Source organism: Microbacterium endophyticum (assembly GCF_011047135.1).
In the GTDB taxonomy this organism is placed as follows: Bacteria; Actinomycetota; Actinomycetes; order Actinomycetales; family Microbacteriaceae; genus Microbacterium; species Microbacterium endophyticum.
The window spans coordinates 1,859,878-1,879,855 of the sequence record NZ_CP049255.1 but is presented as its reverse complement, the minus strand read 5'-3'; the positions used below and the strand labels follow the sequence as shown (position 1 = coordinate 1,879,855).

Annotated in this window: 14 protein-coding genes and 2 tRNA genes; 5 read left to right on the top strand and 11 right to left on the bottom strand. The window is 62.0% G+C overall.

All coding sequences use genetic code 11. The features are described 5' to 3' along the window. Nucleotides 1-127: 127 nt before the first annotated feature. Nucleotides 128-493 (top strand): hypothetical protein, encoded by a 366-nt coding sequence (locus G6N83_RS08715; RefSeq protein ID WP_165141236.1) that lies wholly within the window; start codon nt 128-130, stop codon nt 491-493. Nucleotides 494-545: 52 nt separating this feature from the next. Here the strand turns inward: G6N83_RS08715 and G6N83_RS08710 are convergent. From G6N83_RS08710 to serS, 6 genes are all read right to left on the bottom strand, one after another. After that, nucleotides 546-635, bottom strand: a tRNA-Ser gene (locus G6N83_RS08710). Nucleotides 636-724: 89 nt separating this feature from the next. Next, a complete protein-coding gene (locus G6N83_RS08705) occupies nt 725-2,011 on the bottom strand; it encodes an LCP family protein (RefSeq protein ID WP_241246155.1) in 1,287 nt (428 codons plus the stop codon). Between the two features lie 53 nt (nt 2,012-2,064). Next, nucleotides 2,065-2,149, bottom strand: a tRNA-Ser gene (locus G6N83_RS08700). A 117-nt stretch (nt 2,150-2,266) separates the two neighbouring features. Further along, a complete protein-coding gene (locus tag G6N83_RS08695; RefSeq protein ID WP_165141234.1) occupies nt 2,267-3,160 on the bottom strand; it encodes an aldo/keto reductase in 894 nt (297 codons plus the stop codon). Nucleotides 3,161-3,207: 47 nt separating this feature from the next. Then, entirely contained in the window at nt 3,208-3,996 is a 789-nt protein-coding gene (locus G6N83_RS08690; protein ID WP_165143328.1) for an HAD family hydrolase, read from the bottom strand. Between the two features lie 26 nt (nt 3,997-4,022). Then, nucleotides 4,023-5,291, bottom strand: a complete 1,269-nt coding sequence (gene serS / locus G6N83_RS08685) for a serine--tRNA ligase (RefSeq protein WP_165141232.1) — start codon at nt 5,289-5,291, stop codon at nt 4,023-4,025. A gap of 58 nt (nt 5,292-5,349) precedes the next feature. On the opposite strand from serS, the gene G6N83_RS08680 reads away from it, so the two are divergent. Continuing rightward, complete coding sequence (locus G6N83_RS08680) at nt 5,350-6,348, top strand: diacylglycerol/lipid kinase family protein (protein WP_165141230.1); 999 nt, start codon at nt 5,350-5,352, stop codon at nt 6,346-6,348. 21 nt (nt 6,349-6,369) lie between these two features. On the opposite strand, the gene G6N83_RS08675 is transcribed toward G6N83_RS08680, so the two are convergent. Further along, on the bottom strand, nt 6,370-6,846 hold the full coding sequence (locus G6N83_RS08675) for an acyl-CoA thioesterase (protein WP_241246153.1): 477 nt from the start codon (nt 6,844-6,846) through the stop codon (nt 6,370-6,372). Nucleotides 6,847-6,898: 52 nt separating this feature from the next. Further along, entirely contained in the window at nt 6,899-7,147 is a 249-nt protein-coding gene (locus tag G6N83_RS08670; RefSeq protein WP_165141228.1) for a DUF4190 domain-containing protein, read from the bottom strand. Nucleotides 7,148-7,203: 56 nt separating this feature from the next. Here G6N83_RS08670 and G6N83_RS08665 point away from each other — a divergent pair, with 56 nt between their 5' ends. Both G6N83_RS08665 and G6N83_RS08660 read left to right on the top strand, forming a co-directional pair. Continuing rightward, nucleotides 7,204-8,556 carry a cryptochrome/photolyase family protein gene (locus G6N83_RS08665; RefSeq protein WP_165141226.1) on the top strand — a complete coding sequence of 451 codons (1,353 nt, stop codon included), beginning with the start codon at nt 7,204-7,206 and terminating at the stop codon, nt 8,554-8,556. A gap of 50 nt (nt 8,557-8,606) precedes the next feature. Next, nucleotides 8,607-9,665, top strand: a complete 1,059-nt coding sequence (locus G6N83_RS08660; protein WP_165141224.1) for an LLM class flavin-dependent oxidoreductase — start codon at nt 8,607-8,609, stop codon at nt 9,663-9,665. Between the two features lie 5 nt (nt 9,666-9,670). On the opposite strand, the gene pheA is transcribed toward G6N83_RS08660, so the two are convergent. Further along, nucleotides 9,671-10,636, bottom strand: a complete 966-nt coding sequence (gene pheA / locus G6N83_RS08655) for a prephenate dehydratase (protein WP_375782609.1) — start codon at nt 10,634-10,636, stop codon at nt 9,671-9,673. A gap of 125 nt (nt 10,637-10,761) precedes the next feature. Here pheA and pgm point away from each other — a divergent pair, with 125 nt between their 5' ends. Next, complete coding sequence (gene pgm / locus G6N83_RS08650) at nt 10,762-12,408, top strand: phosphoglucomutase (alpha-D-glucose-1,6-bisphosphate-dependent) (protein ID WP_165141222.1); 1,647 nt, start codon at nt 10,762-10,764, stop codon at nt 12,406-12,408. Here pgm and G6N83_RS08645 read toward each other — a convergent pair. Both G6N83_RS08645 and G6N83_RS08640 read right to left on the bottom strand, forming a co-directional pair. Next, nucleotides 12,380-15,598, bottom strand: a complete 3,219-nt coding sequence (locus tag G6N83_RS08645; RefSeq protein WP_165141220.1) for a galactose-binding domain-containing protein — start codon at nt 15,596-15,598, stop codon at nt 12,380-12,382. The two genes, pgm and G6N83_RS08645, sit on opposite strands and share 29 nt — an antisense overlap. 101 nt (nt 15,599-15,699) lie before the next feature. After that, nucleotides 15,700-19,821: a glycoside hydrolase gene (locus G6N83_RS08640; protein ID WP_241246151.1), complete on the bottom strand. Its 4,122-nt coding sequence runs from the start codon at nt 19,819-19,821 to the stop codon at nt 15,700-15,702. Nucleotides 19,822-19,978 lie beyond the last annotated feature (157 nt).

Sequence of the window (19,978 nt, the reverse complement as noted above, 5' to 3'; positions counted from 1 at the left end):
AAAATCAAATAATCGTTCTATTTTCGATGTCTGAGCTGGCGCCGTGGGTTTTGGCGTCACGAATTGTGAACCTTGCGCAGAAAAAGTGCGGTGACGGTGGTGTCTGGTTTCAGGACATCGTGGACGCATGTCTGGGGTCATCGTGGACGGCGGCCAAGTACGAAGTGCTCATCAAAGCCGTCACCATCCAGGAACTCTCCTTCCGGCAGGTCGTAGACCGCTACCGCGTCTCGAAATCGCTCGCGCACAAGCTGCATCGCCGATGGCTGAACGAGGGGGAGGCCGCTACGACACCATCGACCACGACGGGAAAATCAGCCTCCGTCACTCCGGACGCATGCTCCACCTCGGCATCGGCAGAACCCACGCCCGAGTCGAGATCATCTGCCTCATCCACAACAACGAAGCCATCATCAGCACCCGGGAAACAGGAGAAATCATCACCGAATTCACCCTCAACCCCGCCCACGGCTACCTACGAAAAAACGGATGAAACCACGAAACCGGGGGTTCATCCGTCCACGATGTCCTGAGATATCAAAGTGCGGAGACGGTGGGATTTGAACCCACGGACCCCTTAAAGGGGTCTCCACCTTAGCAGGGTGGTGCACTCGGCCGGACTATGCGACGTCTCCAGGCATCCGACGTTGAAACGACGAACGCGCAGCCTCAATGCTAACCGATGACGACCGTCAATATCGACCGGCGCCTGTAAGTACCTTCGCTAGCGCACGTTTCCGTTCGAGCAAGTCTCTTCTGCGGCTGTCTGGCCCGCGATCGACGACGGCAGTGCGACCGATGTTTCTGACGGCGACGGGGTTTCTGAGGCATCCGTTGCTGGCTCGCTTGCCGTGTCGCTCGGCGTTTCTTCGGTGGGCTCCGTTGTCGGATCGACGACAACTACGCCGTCACCCTGGCTCACTTCGCCGGTGAGCTCGATCGCCTCGTTTGCGTCGAGGGCCGCCCACAGCGCGTCCGCTGCCTCGTAGTTCGGCACGACGCGGTTGCTGTCGCTCGAATCAGTATTGGTGGGGTACTGCACGAAGACGATGTCTTCAAACGGCACGTTTTTTACCGCGAGAGCGATCTGCACCAGAGTGAGCGGGTTCGTCAGACTCTCGCTGGGAGTGATGTTGTCGACAGCGGTCGTCGCGAGCTTGAACAGCGTCGTCGGATCTGACAGCACGTCTTCGCTCACGAGCTTACGGGCGAGGCGCGACATGTATTGCTGCTGGTTGGAGATCCGACCCAAGTCGCCGCCGTCACCCACACCGTGACGGGTGCGCAGAAACTGCAGTGCTTCCAAGCCCTGCAGAGTGACATTACCCGCGGGCAGATCAAGCCCCGTGTAGACATCTTTAATACCGTTGGCGACACACACTTCAACGCCGCCGATGGCGTCAGTGATATTGATAACTCCGCCGAAAGTCACTTTGGCGGCGAACTGAATATCCTGGCCGCTGAGCTCGGAAATAGTGCTGACAACACAGGACAACCCACCGTACGAGTACGCAGAGTTGATCTGCTGCTTACTCTTCGCTGACGAGGTGTAACCGGTTTCGGGGTCGGTGCAGGACGGAATCGGGACCATCAGGTCACGCGGAAACGAAATGACCGTCACACGACGTGGCTCGTCCGAAATGTGTACGAGCAAATTCACATCGTTGAGTTCACCCGACGAATCAGCTCCCTCGCAGCGCTCACCGAACAGATACGCAAACTCTTCTTCACACGCATCGGTACCCGCGATGAAGAGATTCACGCCGCCTTCGATTGCCCCGATGTCGGGCGGAACGGCATCCTGACCCTCGATCTCAACCGCGTTGGCAGTGAAGCTCTTGGTCAGGTCGTACGCCGTATAACCCGCAACACCGAGACCTGCCACGAGCACAACCGCCATCGCGACGGCGATGACGACGAAGAATTGTGAAACCGGATGCGGCGACTTCAGCTTGCCGTGGCGTGCCACGGTACTGCGGTCACCGGCGCTCGTCGGAGACTTGGGGCTCACCGGCGGGTCCTCTCACATCGTGCTTCGGGTTCACTGCTCCCTCGCACGGAAAGCGGAGGGTGTGGGATTCGAACCCACGGGACATTGCTGCCCACTGGTTTTCAAGACCAGGTCCATCGGCCGCTCGGACAACCCTCCCGATGACACCGCTACGCGATATCTATCGAACAGTCGTCGAGTCTAGCCGACAGCACTGCACCTTATTGTCCCCACGTTGGCTGTGGACCCCCTGAACGGCGCGCGGACGATGTGCTGTCACTCCGGAAAGATGCCAACGGATGCCGAACAACGCGCCACTTCTTCGTCGCTGAGGTCGAGGTCAGCAGCCGCTGCGGAGTCCACGATCGAAGCGGCGCGGCGCGCACCAGGAATCGGTATAACGTGCTCGCCGAGAGCGAGTTCCCAGGCCAACACCACGCGCTGTGGACTAACGCTGTGGGCTGTCGCGACCTCCTGGAAAACGCCGAAGCGCTCCCCGACGCTCCGGGCACCGCCACCCGTGCCGCCCAATGGGCTCCACGGCAAAAACGCGATGCCGTGCTGGCCGCAGAACTGCAGTTCGTCGATACTGCCGGGGTGATTTGGCGAGAACTGGTTCTGCACACTCGCCAGGTTTCCCGCGCCTAAGACCTGCTGCGCGATCTCGATCTCTTCGACGCTTGCGTTGGAAATCCCCACCGCACGAATGAGGCCCTCGTCGAGCAAAGTTTTCAGGTTCGACATCACGTCGCCATAAACCATCCAACGGTCGGGGCGGTGGTACTGATACAGATCAATGACGTCGACGTTCAGGTTTCGAAGCGACTTTTCTACGGCACCTCGCAAGTACTCCAGCGAGCCATTGCGCCCCCACACTTCCCCCTCGGTTCGCGTAATGCCGCCCTTGGTAGCGACAGTAATCGCTGACGCATCGCCAGACCACGTGCGCAAAGCATCCGCAACGATGAGTTCGTTGTGGCCCATCTCGTCCCAGCTGGGGGCATAACAGTCGGCGGTGTCGATGAAGGTAACCCCGGCATCGAGTGCCGCGTGGACTGTTGCCACAGCGTCGGCGTGCGAAGGAATCTTCTTGTCGTTGTTCATCGACACCGGCATCGCACCGAGACCGATTGCTGAGACCGTACGGCCGGCTAGTTCACGAAACTTCATTGTTGTCTCCTTCGCTCGGCCCAGAATGAGCCGTGATTGTTCAGCGCCTACAGTGCGCGAAGTACCGCCGCTACTCCGCCTTCGGTTACCGAGGTCGTCGTCTCGCCCGCAGCATCCCGCACTTCTTGCGGACCCTGGGCCATCGCAACCGCGCGGCCACCGTGAGCCAGCGCCCACGTGAACATACCGATGTCGTTGCGGCCATCGCCGACGACCATCACTTGCGAGCCATCGACGTCGCGCCATTCCCGCACCATCTCGAGCGCGGTCGACTTATCGATTCCCTGGGGGGCGATGTCGAGCCACGCCGTCCAGCCCACGGCGTACGACACATGGTTCAGGCCGATGCGTTCGATGAGTTCGATGAAATCACGATCAGTGTGCGTCGGCGACACGACGACCACGCGGCTGACGGGCTGTGTCCCGAGTTGCTCGAATGGCACCCGATTGGCGTGCTCGAGACTCCAATCGTCGAGGTAATCGGTGTACAGGCGCCGTCCATCAGGCAGCTCGACGAGGTAGTGGGCCTCCGGCAGATGCGCGCGTAACAGTTCCAACACCGGGGTCGCATCGAACGATTCGGTGTGGAACCGCTCGTACGTATCGATCGTTCCTCCAAGCCGCTTCATGATGACAGCACCGTTGGAGCACACGACGTACTCGGGAAGAACCTGCAGCATCGCAAGGATGCTCTGCGTTCCTTCCCAGCTCCGCCCAGTGGCGAGCATCACTTCGTGACCGGCATCATGCGCGGCACCAACGGCTGCGACAACGCCAGGGCTCGGCGACTCGTCTTCGAGGATGACGGTGCCGTCGATATCGAGCGCGATCAGCATGGGCGGAGCCGGCAGTTTGGCACCGGTCACTCGATCGGCTCCATGACTTCGAGTCCGCCGAGGTACGGGCGAAGTGGCTCGGGAACCACCACGGAGCCGTCAGCTCTCTGGTGCGTTTCGAGGATCGCGACGATCCAGCGTGTCGTCGCGAGCGTGCCGTTGAGCGTCGCTGCAGGCTGAGTCTTACCGCCGTCGTCTGGGCGGTAGCGGGTTTCGAGACGACGAGCCTGATACGTCGTGCAGTTACTCGTGCTCGTGAGCTCCCGGTACGCGTCTTGGGTTGGCACCCACGCTTCCACATCGTACTTGCGCGCCGCCGATGACCCCAGGTCTCCCGCGGCGACGTCGATGACGCGGTACGAAAGGCCGAGGTCTTGCAGCATCTGCTCCTGCAGTGCGACAAGACGCAAGTGCTCTTCTTCAGCACTTTCCGGAGTCGTGTAAACGAACATCTCGAGCTTGTTGAACTGATGAACTCGGATGATGCCGCGGGTGTCTTTGCCGTACGAGCCCGCTTCGCTGCGGTAGCAGGTCGACCAACCGGCGTAGCGTTTGGGCCCCTTGGCCAGGTCGATAATTTCGTCCATGTGGTAGCCCGCGAGCGGCACCTCGCTGGTGCCTACGAGGTAGAGATCCTCTTGATCGAGGTGATAAACCTCATCAGCGTGGTTACCCAAGAAGCCGGTACCGCGCATGACTTCTGGCCGCACGAGGGTCGGCGGAATCATCGGGATGAAGCCGGCCACCAGAGCACGATCAAGGGCCATGCTCATCAGCGCGAGCTCGAGACGCGCACCGATCCCCTTGAGAAAGTAGAAACGACTCCCCGACACCTTCGTGCCGCGCTCCATGTCGATGGCTCCGAGCATCTCACCGAGCTCGAGGTGGTCGCGCGGCGCGAAGTCGAAGCTCGGAACCTCACCGTGAGTGCGAAGAGTAACGAAGTTGGCTTCGCCACCGGCGGGAACGCCCTCGATGATGATGTTCTCAATCGCAGCGAGCGCTTCGGTGGCGGCTTCTTCAGCGGCTGTCACGTCACGCTGAGCGGCCTTGACGCTTTCGCTGAGCTCTTTGGCCTGAGCCACAAGGGCTGCCTTCTCTTCTTTGGGCGCCTTCGCGACGAGTTTGCCGTGCGTGTTTTGCGCGGCCCGCAACTCTTCAAACGACGTAATGGCAGCACGCCTGGCAGCATCGGCAGCGATCGCGGTGTCGACGGAGTCGGGCGACTCGCCCCGCGCCACCTGTGAACGCTTGACCAGCTCGGGATTCTCACGTAACAACACCGGATCGATCACGCCACAAGTCTAGGCCGACGGGGCGGGTCGTACTCTCGCGCCGGACTATCGTGTGAGCATGACAGCGGATGCCGCGGGCCACCGTCGAGCCGCGCTCATATACAACCCGACCAAAGTCGACCCGAAACGCGTGCGCGAGCAGGTGACGCACTACTGTGCGATGGCGGGTTGGCAGCATCCGCTGTTTTTGGAGACAACGCTCGACGACATCGGCGATGGGCTCGCTCGAGCGGCTCTTGCGGCTCACATCGACGTTGTGCTCGTCGCCGGCGGAGACGGCACAGTGCGCGCGGTCGCGCACGCGCTGGCCGAAACCGGCGTGCCACTGACGATTGTTCCGAGCGGCACGGGGAATCTGCTCGCCCGAAACCTCAACCTGCCGCTCGACGATCCTGAACTGATGATCAGGGCAAGCTTTGACGGTGATCGTCTGGCTGTCGACATCGGCGTCGCCCGCATCGAGCGCGCCGACGGCGAGATGACTGAGGCTGGCTTCGTCGTCATGGCAGGGATGGGTCTCGACGCTGCGATGATTGCCAACACTCGACCGCACCTCAAAAAAACCGTGGGATGGGTCGCATACGTCGACGGGGCCGCACGTTCGCTCCCGGGAGCGCGGCCATTTCGGGCCATGTTCCAAGTCGGAGATGGACGCCTGCATTCGGCGAAAGCGCAAAGCATTCTCGTCGCCAACTGCGGCGCACTCCCCGCAGGAATCGCGCTCATGCCGGAGGCATCCCTGCGCGATGGGATGTTGGATGTCGCGGTTATTCAGCCGAGCGGCTGGTTCGGGTGGCTGGGAGTATTTCGCAAAATCTGGTGGGACAACAGCGTGCTCCGCCGTTTTCACGCTGGCCGCCTCGTGCTGCAACGCCGCGGACGCTACTCTTCCGTGCACTTCTTTCAAGGCGGAATTTCCGAAATCGGCACAGCGCCACCACAGCCCGTCGAAATCGACGGTGACGAATTCGGGCTCGCTACCGGGCTTCGATGCCATGTGCTGCCGGGCGCGCTCATCGCGGTCGTGCCGCGAGGTCACGACATCGCCGCGCTGTAACGGCAGAAACCTCGGGTCGCGTCAGCGTGAACCGAGGTTGATTGAGCCTGTCTGCGGGTGCTCTGTCGGCATCCGATCACGGTCGTAGGTGACTTCACTGAAGCCATGCGGGACTGGCCGCCCCTCCTCGTCGACGCTGACGAAAACGATGCGTTCGATCGTGAGGATGCGGCGTCGCGTAATCATGTTGCGCACAACTGCGCGCATCGTCAGGGAGGTGCGACCGAAGTGCGTCGCGACCAGGCCCATCTCGACGAGGTCACCCTGGAGCGCAGAAGCCTCGAAGTTGATTTCAGAAATCAACTTCGTGACCACGCGGTAGTTTCCAAGCTGCAAAATCGCGTAGATTGCGGCTTCTTCGTCGATCCACTTCAGCAGGCTTCCCCCGAACAGCGACCCGTTCGCGTTCAAATCCTCGGGACGCACCCACTTACGCGTGTGGAAGTTGATGCCATCTTCGGAGGGATGCCATTCGGAGTTTTTCTGTTGAGCTGCCACCCTCTCAGGGTAGCCACCCCGGCTAGCGAGGTGGCTGAACGCGCCTGACGCGTTAGCTCTGTGCGAACGCGATAGCGAAGATGGCGATGAAGAAAATCAGCCAGCCGACGATATAGATCCAGCCGACGATGACGGCAGCGAGAGCGATGCCGCGGCCACCTTCACCCGTGCGCTTGATCTGCGAAAGCGCGATGTATCCGAAGATGAGGCCGAAGAGACCTGCGAACCACACGAAGATGATCGACAGGATTGCGAAAAGGTTGGTGGAGCGGGGCTGAACGGCTGCTGTTTCGTTGGTCATGATCGAACAGTAGCGGTAAGCGCTCTTTCGCTGTCAAGTCGTCGTAACGTCGAAGTATGACGACTCCCTCGATCGTGTTGTTCCGCGACGATTTGCGCCTGGCCGATAACCCCGCATTACGGGCAGCAGTAGATCGCGGGGCGCCGGTCATCGCGCTCTACGTGTTCGACGACGAGTCCGCCGGTATCCGCCCCCTCGGGGGCGCAGCAAAATGGTGGCTGCACCACAGCCTCTCGTCACTCGACGAGCGCCTCCGAGAGCGCGGCGTGCAACTTGTGTTCCGGCGCGGGGCCGCTGCCCGCATCGTGCAGGAGGTCGTGACGGATGCTGGCGCGGGCGCTGTCTTCTGGAACCGCCGCTACGGCGGGCCCGAGCGAGCGATCGACACGGAACTGAAGACGGTGCTTCGCGCAGACGGCGTGAGCGCCGAGTCGTTCGCCGGCTCGCTACTTTTCGAACCGTGGACGGTCCGCACCGGAAGCGACCGTCCGTACTCGGTTTTTACACCGTTTTGGAAGGCATGCCAGCAACTCCCCGCACCTCGCGCGCCGCTCCCCGAGCCGACTGAAATCTCTGGCCTCCAGCGACAGCTCGCCTCTGATGATCTGTCCGACTGGGGCCTCTTGCCGAAGCATCCTGATTGGGCGGGCGGACTGCGGGATGCGTGGCAGCCGGGCGAACCCGCCGCGCGTGCACGTATGCAGGAATTTCTGCACGCCGACATCGCCGACTACGACCGAACTCGTGATGAACCCGCGGCCGGCAACACCTCGCTACTTTCGGCCAGCCTGCGTTGGGGCGAAGCGAGCCCCTACACGGTGTGGCACGAGACGCTCGCATCGGGCGCCGACGCCGGGAGGTTTCTCTCCGAAATCGGGTGGCGCGAATTTGCGTGGCACACTCTGTTCCACTTTCCGGAGCTGGCGACGAAGAACTGGCGCGCCTCATTCGATGCGTTCCCCTGGCCCGATGTCGACGAAAACCAGTTGGCGGCGTGGCAGCAGGGGCGCACCGGCATCCGTTTGGTCGATGCCGGTATGAGAGAGCTCTGGCACACCGGCACGATGCACAACCGGGTTCGCATGGTTGTCGCATCGTTTCTCACCAAGAACCTCTTGATCGACTGGCACCGCGGCGAAGAATGGTTTTGGGACACTCTCGTCGACGCCGACTCTGCGAGTAACCCCTTCAACTGGCAGTGGGTCGCCGGCTCCGGTGCGGATGCCTCCCCCTACTTCCGCATCTTCAATCCTGAAACGCAGGAAAAGAAGTTTGACCCGCACTCGGCCTACGTCCGCTCGTGGGTGCCGGAAGTCGACGAGGCGAGCTACCCCGACCCCATCGTGGATCTCGCCGCAACCCGGCGGCGAGCGCTCGATGCCTATGAGGCCGTGAAGCGAGCGCGCTGAGAGGCTCGCGGGAAGGAATGCTGAGCGTGGTGCGAGGGTTGCAATGAAATATGACCACCTCAGCTGCTCTTGCCCTCTCCGTTCTCGATCTGGTTCCGGTTCGTTCGGGCCAATCGAGCGCGCAGGCGATCGGAGCGTCACTGGGTGTTGCCGAGGCTGCTGACCGCCTCGGTTACCGTCGCTACTGGTTCGCCGAGCACCACAACATGCCAGCGGTCGCCTCGACGACTCCGCCGGTACTCATCGCGGCCGCCGCGGCACGAACGTCGCACATCCGCGTCGGGTCGGGCGGTGTGATGCTCCCCAACCACTCCCCGTTGATCGTTGCCGAACAGTTCGCAGCCCTCGAAGCGATCGCGCCGGGTCGTATCGATCTCGGTATCGGACGGGCGCCCGGTAGCGACCCCGTCATCACACAACTTCTTCGCCAGTCGGGGACCACGAGTGACGTCGATAAGTTTCCTCAGCACGTTCGAGACATCTCGAGCCTCGTGAGCGCTCAGGGCGCCACGGTTCAGTTTTCCTCCGGCGGCACCTACTCAGTGCATGCCACTCCCGCAGCGACCAGCACCCCCGACGTCTGGCTACTCGGGTCAAGCACGTACTCCGCGCAGCTCGCGGCATCTCTCGGCCTACCGTATGTTTTCGCGAATCACTTCTCCGGCGAGGGCGTCGAGCAGGCGCTCGACCTTTACCGCGCGCAGTATCAGCCAAGTGAAGATCACCCCGAACCCCGAACCTTTCTCACGGCCAATGCCGTCGCCGCAGAGACCCGTGAAGAAGCCGAATTGCGCGCCCTGTCGCAGATTCGCATGATGGCTCGGCTACGTGGCAACCGCCCACTCGTGCCCCTTGAAACAGTCGAACAGTCCGTCGCCGCTGAATCCGACGATCACCTCGGTGAGCCGATGCGAGGTTGGGCCCGCACTCGCTGGTTCGTGGGAACCGGTGACGACGTGGCATCCCGTCTCACGGCATTCGCGGCGAAATACGGCGTCGAAGAGGTCATGATCTCACCCGTGGCGGCAGCGCGCGATGCTGAGTCGATGGATTCTTCAGACGCGCGAGTCGAAACGCTCGAACTGATCTCGGCGGCGCTTGCCGCCTAGTCCGTTCAGCTTTCAGGCTCGCCCGAAAGCAGTCCGCGCAACCAGTCACGCGCTTCGACGAACACTTCATCGGAGTAGCGATCCGAGTATCGGATGATGGCGCGATCGGCGCGCGGGTAAGAACCGAGGAAGATGACCTGCGGGCTGAAGCGGCGAAGCCCGAGGAGTGCATCAGCCATACGTTCGTCGGCAATGTGTCCGTCAGCATCGACCACGAACCGGTAGCGGCCGAGCGCATCACCGATAGGGCGAGACGCGAGCAGGCTGAGGTTGATACCGCGCGTTGCGAACTGTTCGAGCATCTCCATGAGAGCGCCGGAGTACTCGGTCGGCAGTTCAACGATGAGCGACGTCTTGTCGGCACCGGTCGGGGTCGGCGGCGCAACGGTTCGCGCTACGAGCACGAAGCGTGTGACGGCGTTGACGTTGTCACCGATGTGCTCGGCGAGCAGCTCGAGGTCGTGGTGCTCAAGAATTCCGGGGGGCGCGATAGCCGCGTCTGCATCACTCGTACCGTCGATGATTCCCATCGCGCTCGCCACATTGCTTGCCGCCGGAAGATGAGCGTGCTCGGGCATCTCACGAGAAAGCCACCGCAGGCACTGCGCGTAAGCCACGGGGTGAGCCGCGACCAGTTTGACGTCAGCGAGTGCTGTGCCGGGCTTCGCGACGAGCACGAAATCCACCGGCACCAGGTATTCGCCCACGATTCGCAGGCCCGGCATTGTGGCCAGGGCATCCTGGGCGGTTGACACGCCGCCGTCGACGGAGTTCTCGATAGCGATCATGGCAGCATCCGACCGGCCATCGACAACGTCCGAGAGCGCTTCTCCGACGTTGTTGACGGGCTTCCAGACCTGCCCGCGTGCCTCGGGAACCTGCGCCAGCGCCGCCTCGGTAAAAGTACCGGCAGGACCTAAGAAGCTGTAGATACGGCGCGTGGGCGAAACATCGGGAGAGACGGTGGTCACGGAGATTCAGCCTAGTCCCGGCCCTGCCCCACTTCGCCAACGAAAACCGGCCATTCGCCTGAGTGTTGAAGGCGAATCTCGCGCAGCGGATGACCCGAGCGCCCGAACACGGCAGACTAAGGACCATGAGCCGCGCGGGACAGCTAGCTGAAGCATCCGACCTAATCGACATTGATGAACTCATTGCCGCCTACTACGACTTGAAACCCGACGTCGCGATTGCGGCGCAACGTGTGGCATTCGGCACAAGCGGGCACCGCGGGTCGAGTCTCTCGACGAGTTTCAATGAAGACCACATACTCGCAACGACGCAGGCAATCGTTGACTACCGCACCGCAGCAGGAATTGCCGGCCCGCTCTTTTTAGGGCGTGACACCCACGGCCTGTCGCTCCCTGCCGAGCGAAGCGCAGTCGAGGTGCTCGTTGCCAACGGAATCGACGTGCGCGTCGACTCACGCGATTCGTGGGTGCCGACGCCCGCGCTGAGCCACGCCATCTTGACGTACAACAAGGATCGCGAAGCCGCAGACCCCGGTCGCGCTGACGGCATCGTCGTGACACCGTCACATAACCCGCCGCGCGATGGTGGGTTCAAGTACAACCCGCCGCACGGTGGACCGGCAGACACCGATGCAACGTCGTGGATCGCTGACCGTGCCAACGAGCTCATCGCGTCGGGACTCGAGGGTGTCAAGCGCACCCGCTTCGCCGACCTCGACGCCGACGCACTCGGTAGCTACGACTTCCGCGGCGTCTACGTCGCAGACCTCGAGAACATCATCGACATCGAGGCAATCAAGAAGGCCGGCGTGCGCATCGGAGCCGACCCTCTGGGCGGCGCATCCGTCGAGTACTGGGCACTCATCGCCGAGGTGTACGGCATCGACCTCACTGTTGTGAACCCTGATGTCGACCCGACGTGGCGTTTCATGACGCTCGACTGGGACGAGAAGATCCGCATGGACCCCTCGTCGCCGTCAGCGATGGCTTCGCTCGTTGCTCGCCGTGATGAGTACGACATCCTCACGGGGAACGACGCTGATGCCGACCGCCATGGCATCGTCACTCCCGACGCCGGGCTGATGAACCCCAACCACTTCTTGGCTGTTGCGATCGACTACCTCTTCAGCCACCGCGAGAACTGGCCAGCGGATGCCGCGATCGGCAAGACGCTCGTCTCGTCGATGATCATCGATCGCGTGGCCGATTCACTCGGAAAAACACTGCTCGAAGTGCCCGTTGGCTTCAAGTGGTTCGTGCCAGGTCTCCTCGACGGCTCCGTCGCGTTCGGCGGCGAAGAGTCCGCTGGAGCCTCGTTCCTCCGATTTGACGGCTCGGTCTGGACGACAGACAAAGACGGCATCCTGCTATGCCTGCTCGCCGCTGAGATTCTGGCCGTGACCAAGAAGACGCCTTCGGCTCGGTATGCCGAGCTAGAGGCCGAGTTTGGGGCATCCGTCTATCAGCGCGTTGATGCTCCCGCTTCGCCCGCGCAAAAGGCGGCGCTTGCAAAGCTCTCCCCCGACGCCGTGACAGCGACTGAGCTTGCGGGCGAAGAAATCATCGCAAAGCTGTCGCACGCACCCGGAAATGGTGCTGCCATCGGCGGCCTGAAAGTACAGACGGCGCACGCATGGTTCGCCGCCCGTCCCTCCGGCACCGAAGACGTCTACAAGCTCTACGCCGAGTCGCTTCGCGGTGAAGAGCACCTGCGCGAAGTGCAAGAAGAAGCCCGCTCTGTTGTCACCGAAGCACTCGGCGACGTGAGCTGAGCCAGAGCCCAACACCGGCGGCCAAAACGATGATCGCCAACAGCGCGATGAAGCGAGGCGCCGCCGCCGTGCTCCCGGTAACGGCCAGCTCGCTGACCGATACGATCTGCACCGGTATCGACACTGTCACGTTCGACTCGGCACCGATCAGGACGATGTGGTGGTCGCCTTGTGCAGCGTCGCCCGGGATCGTGACGCGCGTCGCAACGGCGCCAGAGGAATCCGCGATGACGGATGCCAGGAGTACGGGTGTCGAGTACAGCCACACGTCGACTCGCTCACCGGGACGGAACCCGGTTGCATTCACGTCGATCTGCATGCCCGGGGCGATTCGCTCAACCGATACAGAGCCGGTTGCGTCTGGGCTCGTTGCGGGAAGGGGCGGAGCTGTTGGATCTAGACCACCACCGACCCCAGGCACAGCGGGGGTCGGACTCGCGGTCGGCTGCGGCGTAACGGTCGGCTGCGGCGTAACGGTTGGCGTTGGCGTTGGTTCAGGAGCCTCTCCCGCATCACCGTAGATCTGAACTTCCACGATGCCGGCGGCCCAGGCGGCTTCGTTTCCGTTGTGGTCGTTGATCACTCGGTTCACATCCACTCGCACAAACCGGTACGAGCCTTCTAGCGCGTCGCTGGTGAAACCGACCTGACGGTTCGACGTGCGATCGGCGATGGTCGTCCAGTTCTCGCCGTCGGCACTGCCCGAAATCACGTATCCGCTGTAGCTTTCCGAGCCGTTGTGGCTGCGCCAGCTGATGTCGGCGCGACTCACGTCATATTCGCTCTCGAGATCCACCTGCCATGAGTAGGTCGAGGTCGACCCCGGAAAGAAATAGTGGCTGTTGTCGTACGGACTCGTCGTGTCGTCGATACCGTCGTTCGCAGCCGCCGCCGGAGAGCCCGGCGTCTCACCGTTCCCGTTAGGGGTCGAATAGCCCGTGGAAAGCGAACCCACGGGGTCAGCCGATGCTGGTTTACCCTGCGACAGCAGCTCAGACGGCGTCTGCTCGATCTGCCCTGTCGTCACATCTAGCGACCATTCATCGGTGTATTCAAGGCCCAGCGCCTTCTGTACGGGGTCGAGATCCAGCGGCAACCACACGTAGGTCGATGTCGCGAGCGCGCTCGCCACCCAGCGATCCCCCATGTAGACCAGGGATGTGCCGCCGTCGCTTCGAGGCAAAGAGACCACAGATGCCGGTTGGCTCTTGAAGGTCGTGTTGTTACCAAGATTGTGATTGTCTGACCAACCATCGGGATTCGACAGGTCGGACGTCGTCGCGTACTTGAGCTGGTTTGCGTACCAGCCCGACTGCCCCGACGTGATCAAGTAGTACGTGCCATCCACCTGAGTGATGGCGGTAGCCTCTCGACTTTCTCCCGAGAACAACGGGTAAGAGTTCTCGTAGTCGGCGTGCTCATAGTCGCCCGACAGCGGGTATACCCGCAGCTGCTCGTGAGCTTCGGCTGAAATCAGCCATCCGTCACCGTCATTGTCGACGTAGACGGTGAGGTCTCGAGATTGGTGACCGAGTGGGGCGTTTCCGGCAGCGCGGTATGCAGCTTCGGCCGTAGCGAAGTCGGCGTACTGACCTTCTCCGATCGTTGCCTCGATCGCGTGCTGTTGCTCGAGGTCCCACACCTCCCCGACCCCCGGGCGACCGTGATACTTCACTTCGTAGTCGCCATCGATAGTCGAACTCGTGGCCACAACCACTTCGGACGCGGCATATGAATCGGCAGTTTCCCAATGACCCCACAGCACGAACGTGTCGGTTGTTTCGTTAAAGAGCAGCTTGGGGCGCTCGACCTTGCACGATGCGGCTCCCCGCACATTGCAATCGAGACCGGATGCCTCCGGAACCAGTATCTGCTTAACGAACTCCCAATTGAGCAAATCCTCCGATCGGTAAAGATTCGTTCCATTGAAGCTCGCCCCGTTGTGGGCTTTGTCTTCGCCCACCCAGTAGTAGGCCCCGTCGTGTTCCAGGAATCCTCCCCCGTGCGCCTGAATGGAGTTGCCGTCAGTGTCGAACCATGGTTGACCAACTGGCACGCTCTCGTACGCACCCTCAACAGGATCGATCGTGTACTCAGCTGTCGTCACGGGGCTCGTCACCCCATCTTTCACGGAGATGGCTCGGATCGTCGCTGAAGCGTCGAGGACAAACGGCTCGGAATAGCGAATGCCGTTCGTGCGCGTCGGTTCAGTGCCGTCGGTTGTATAAAAAGCCACAGCATCATCGTCGGCATCTATCGACACCGTTTGTGCAGACCCGTAAATGACAGCGGCACTCGGAGATACCGTGGGGGCCACGACCGCTGTCTGTGAGAGATCAAGCTCCTGATCCCCCCGCGCTGCCGCAAGCCAGGTAACTGAAGCTCCCTGCCAGCCGACGTTCGAAATGCGGACAGAGACAGCACCCGCGGCCGCCTCGGAAAGCTCGAAGCTCCCAGAAACCGCGGCCTCGCGATGTGACGGCGAAATATCCCCCGCGGCGCTTTGAACGACGGCATGCTGCTCGTTGAGTGAGTCGATCACAGTCACGTCGATTTGCCGATCGCTCGCGCTCCACCACTCATACAAACCGAGCGCAAGCGTGTAATCACCGGCATCGGGTAAATCAAGGCTGTAGGTGATCGAGTTGCCGGCACCGTTGTAGCCGAAATGCCCGTTCACACCTTTGGGCCCCGCGTCGGTACGTGAGCCGTCTTCGCCGGAGTATCCCCAATCGGTGTCGCCTGTCTTCAGCTGATCGGGGGCATCGTTGCGAAGAGCATCTCCCAGGAGGCTCTTGGCCCCATCGAAGGCCGGAGACGAGCTCGCGGCGGAGTCAATGAAGTAGAGCGTGTCGTTCGCGAGTGTGTCCACGGTCGCGGTGACAGGTTCATCAACTCCGGCAACATCGCCATAAATCGTGTACGACTTGAACGGCTGCGAAAACGTCATTCCGTCGAGATCCCACGAAACCGCTGCCTGCGCGGTGTCTCCGCCCGAGGTCGAGACGGCGACTTCGCTGGGCAACTCTGGTGAGTCGCCTGCGACGACAGCGAAGTTCAGTGATTGATCCGCCAGTGCGGGCGCTGCTGCCTGAGCTACTGGAGCCACTGCCACGGTCGCCGCCCCGACGAGTGCGAGCGTCGCCAGGGCTGCGGGTGCTGCACAGCGTCGAGCAGATGTGATTCTCATACGTTCCTTCATTGGAGCGGGAGTGCTGGGAAGTGTCGAAGAGTCACCCGAAATCGGGTGCGGGCGAGTGAATCGTGTGCGCTCACTCGCCCGCACTCTCGTTAGCCGGCGATGCCGTGGCGGCGACGGATACGCACGATGGCGATCAACGCGCCGAGCACCAACAGCATGAGTGCGAACGGCAAGACCGGTGCGACGACACCGCCCGTGACGGCGAGGTCGCCCGCAGCCTTCACCCGGAGCGGGTTCCAGCCGATCACAGCGCCCGAGGCATCCGTGACGACGATGCGGTGATCGCCGGCGGGCACATCAGCCGGGATACGCACCGTGACCTCACCGGCCGCCGTGACCACAACTGTGCCGAGATGGCGCGGAGTCGAGAACAACCACACGTCGACTGACTCGCCCGCGTACTCTTCCCCGACCTGGATCGTGATGTTCTGACCCGCGACTACCTCAGCCGGTGAGCCGATTTTTCCCTGCAGCGCAGCGGTGAGCGCATCTACCGAGGGCGCTGCTGCGGCACCGGTAGCGGGTAGCGCTGGCGACGACGGGCTGGCGGACGGCGTCGGCGCGGACGGCTCGGGCGCGGGCGTTGTCGGCGTAGGTGTCGGCTCAGGCGACGGCTCAGTTACTGCCTCCACTGTGACCGGCTCTGACGTCGCCGTCGCCGACGCGAATCCCGAAGCGGATGCCGTCACGACAGCGCGCAGCTTCGTGCCGGTGTCGTCGGAGGTCGCCACGTAGTCGCTCGAGGTCGCACCGGAGATGTCTTCGCCGTCGCGCGTCCATTGGTACGCCAGTTCAGCGTTATCCGGGTCGACCGTCGACGCTGAAGCGCTGAGCGTTGAACCGACGTGCGCATCGCCTGAAATCACCACAGCGCCGATCGCAACCGTGCGGCTCACACCGACGGTGTACGAGCGAACAGTGCCGTCAACCGCAGTGACGTCGACACGGCCCTGACCGTCGGCATCCGCGGGCTGCACGATGCTGACGCCCGCATCGCCATCAACGGCGACAGCGTGCAGAACCGGCCACCGCGAGCCGGTTGACTCAGCGGTGTACTCCGAACGGTCGGCCGCGAAGTCCGCTACCGCAACGCCGTCGAGCGTGAGGCGTGCCAAATCTGCCACGCCAGAAGGTGACGCCTGAAGCCCGAAGATTTCTACCTCGGAGACGACCATGTGAGTCGCAGATCGCGCGGTAAGCACAACTCGCACCTCATCAGCCGACACATCGCTGAGCGGAACATCAACGACGGGCGCTCCGGTCTCGGGCGCCGCCACTGAGACAGATTCGCCTTCTACCCACTCGCCTCCGGCCATCCGGTAGTCGACGCGAAGGCTTTGTGCCCAGGTCGTTCCGCCGTCGCGATAGAAGTGCACCTTCACGTGACGCACCTGCGTCGTGTCTGCCAGCGCATAACTCAGCGTGTCTTGTGCATTCTTCGTGCCCGAACGCCAGTTCGACCACCCCTTGTCGGTCGTCAGACCATTTTTCGTGCGGTCAACGCTGTACGAAGAGCTCTCGGTGAAGGTTGCGGATGCCGTGCTCGATGGCGCCACGTTCTCTTCTTCGGCAACAGTGACGATGACCGTGAGGGTGGCATCCAACCGAGACGCCCCCGGCTCATTCGACTCAGCAGAACCAGAAATGATGACGGTACCCGCCTCGGCGAAGCTCGCATCGGTCACACCCGACCAGTCCCACTCAACGTTGGCGTCGAAGGCAGCACCGCCCGCGGTGAGCTCTGCGGGAACAGTCGTCGGCGCGCTTTGCTGCACGCGCTCAAGAGTCGAGCCCATATAGGTCGTAAGCGACACCGGCTTGGTCGCCGTGTAAGCGCCAATCTCAACACGGGCTTCGGCACTATCGAACGCAGCACCGAACATGTCGACACCGTGGCCCGAAATCGTGACGGTGCCAGGCGTCGACCAGTCAGCGCCTTCGAGATCCCATTCCACGGCAGCAGATCGCTCGACCCCTCCTCGATAGCGCAGGGTCACGGTGTCCGGAAGCTCGGGGGCCTGCCCCGTGATCGTGCTGGCACTCACCGGAACGACCGACTGTATTGCCGTCGAGGCCAAAGTCCATCGCTGGTTTCCGCCGTTGTTCGACGTCCAGGTGCCCACTCCCGCGCCGTCGGCGGAGCTCTGCCCGTTCACGTCGAGCACACGCTCCGCGGTTGGGCTCAAGAGCGAGTACGTGCGCCCATCGGCCGTCGAAGGTATCCACTGCATCGATTCGTTCGCAGCCGCTCCGGCCTCATCGGTCGACACAAGAGTGGTCGACGTCCCCGAAACAGCGAGGAATTGACCGTTGCCATTTTCGAGAGTGATGCGCTGGCGGTTTGTACCGGCACCCGAGAGTGTGTGAACAGTCCACGCCTGAGCGCTGGCGGCATCCGCTGACGTCGCTGACGACGCGATCTGGACTGCGTCGCCGTTGGCGGCTAGCGCCTTTCCGCTCTGCACGCCGAGCAGTTGATACGTCTCGCCATCGGTGAAGGACGGCGCCTCCTCGGCAACGCCCGACACTCCGTCGATCACGAAGGTCGTCACCGACTTGGCGGGGACACTGATGGTCGCGGTTTTGGTTTTTGCATTGATCGCAACCGGGCTCGACTCCACGAGAGCATTCGCGGTGACGTCTTCGGCAGGCGACTCAGTCGTCGTGATGGGCGTCACTGTCGCCCCTGCCGCAATCTCACCGAACCCGGAGAGGTCGATCGTGACGGTGCGCTCTGCGGCTTCCGAGTTCACATGCACGAGAGTTGCACTCTCACCATCGGCTCCGATCGCTGCAGTAGTCTGCGCGTCATTCGTCGGAATCAGATGGTCGCCGGGCTGGATGTAGTGCGTGAAGTTTCGCACCGTGTTGTATTTCGCGTTGGTCAGCACTTCACACGAAGGGTCGGCCTCGTTGTCGGCGATGCGGCGTTCGGAATCGCCGTTCTCGTCACAGTCGAAGTCGATGAGAACGCTGCCCCAGTTGCTGTTCTCGGTCTTCTCCATGTTGTAGAGATCTTCGACCGGCTGCCAGAAGACCCAGGCTTCGGGTTCGAGCTCACGTAGGTCGTCGACGATTCGGGATGCCATGCCAAGACCGTTGTCGATGTTGGTGAGGTTGAACCCGCCGGTGGTGTCCCAGTTCCCCTCGACCTCGCTCATCCACAGCGGCTTGTCGGAGGCCTTCGCGATATCTCGGACGATCATGCGGCCACTCGTACCGTAGGTGTGGACGTTGAGCTGGTCGACGCTCGCTTTCGATTCGTCGCTCCACCCGTTCCAGTCGGTGACGAAGGTGGAGGGGTTCGTCTCATCCATCGCTGAGATACTCACGTCGGTGGATGTGTTGGGGTCTGCGAGTCGTGACGCAAGCGCTTGAATCATCTGGTTCTGCGCGCTCGGACCAATGTGTGCGCCCTCTTGACGGCTTGCACTCGTGGGCCATTCACTCCCGCTCGGAATGCTGGTCGACCAGTAGTTCGTATTGGGCTCGTTGAACGGGTCGAGAGTTTCGATGTCGATTCCATACGTCGACTCAAGGTGTTCGACCGCTGTCACGAGGTACCCAGCGAAGGCATCCATATCTTCGGGGTCGAGCTGCTCGCTTGAACCGTTGTTGATGCCGCCCGACACATATCCGCTCTGCGTCAAAAAGTAGGGCGGTGAATTGCTGAACGCTTCCCAGGTGATGCCCTCATCTTTCAGAGCGTCGACCCACCACCGCTGGGTTTCGTCGGCATCGAAGTTGTAGTGGTCGGGGTTGTCGGGGTCCCACGCCGCGGCGTAGCGCTCACGATCAGCGTATGTTGACGTGATTTCTCCGTCTTCATCGCTCTCGCCAATATCCGGGTTCCACCAGCCCTCGACAGCACCACCGGGGCGCAGGTACGAAGGCACATCTGTCGCATTACCGCCGCCGATGTTGTAGCGCGCGATGTTGAGGTTCAGGCCGTCCTCGCCGAATACCTTCTCCAGCAACTCCTGACGGACGTCCTCGGGGTAGCCGCCGGTTGCGTTCGCGAACCACACGAGGCTCGTTCCCCACCCTTCGAATGCCTCTACTGAGGCGTACGCGGGATTAGGCGTGATCGTCACGTCTGTAGCGGCTTGTGCGGCGGTTGGGTTCGCAGCCGCCGCGGCAAATCCGAGGGTTCCCGCGCTGAGCGTTCCCACGCACAGCAGAGAGAGGATTCGAGAGGACTTCATCGTCATTCCGTTCCGATTGCTTCTTCGCAACCATCGATACTTCGAGTGAGCGACATGTTTACGTTAACATGTTGACGTCAACACTCATCATAGGATGGACAAAGGATCCACCGCAACGATCAAAGCGGTGTCGTCGTGGTGATCGCGGCACGTTCGTCAACAA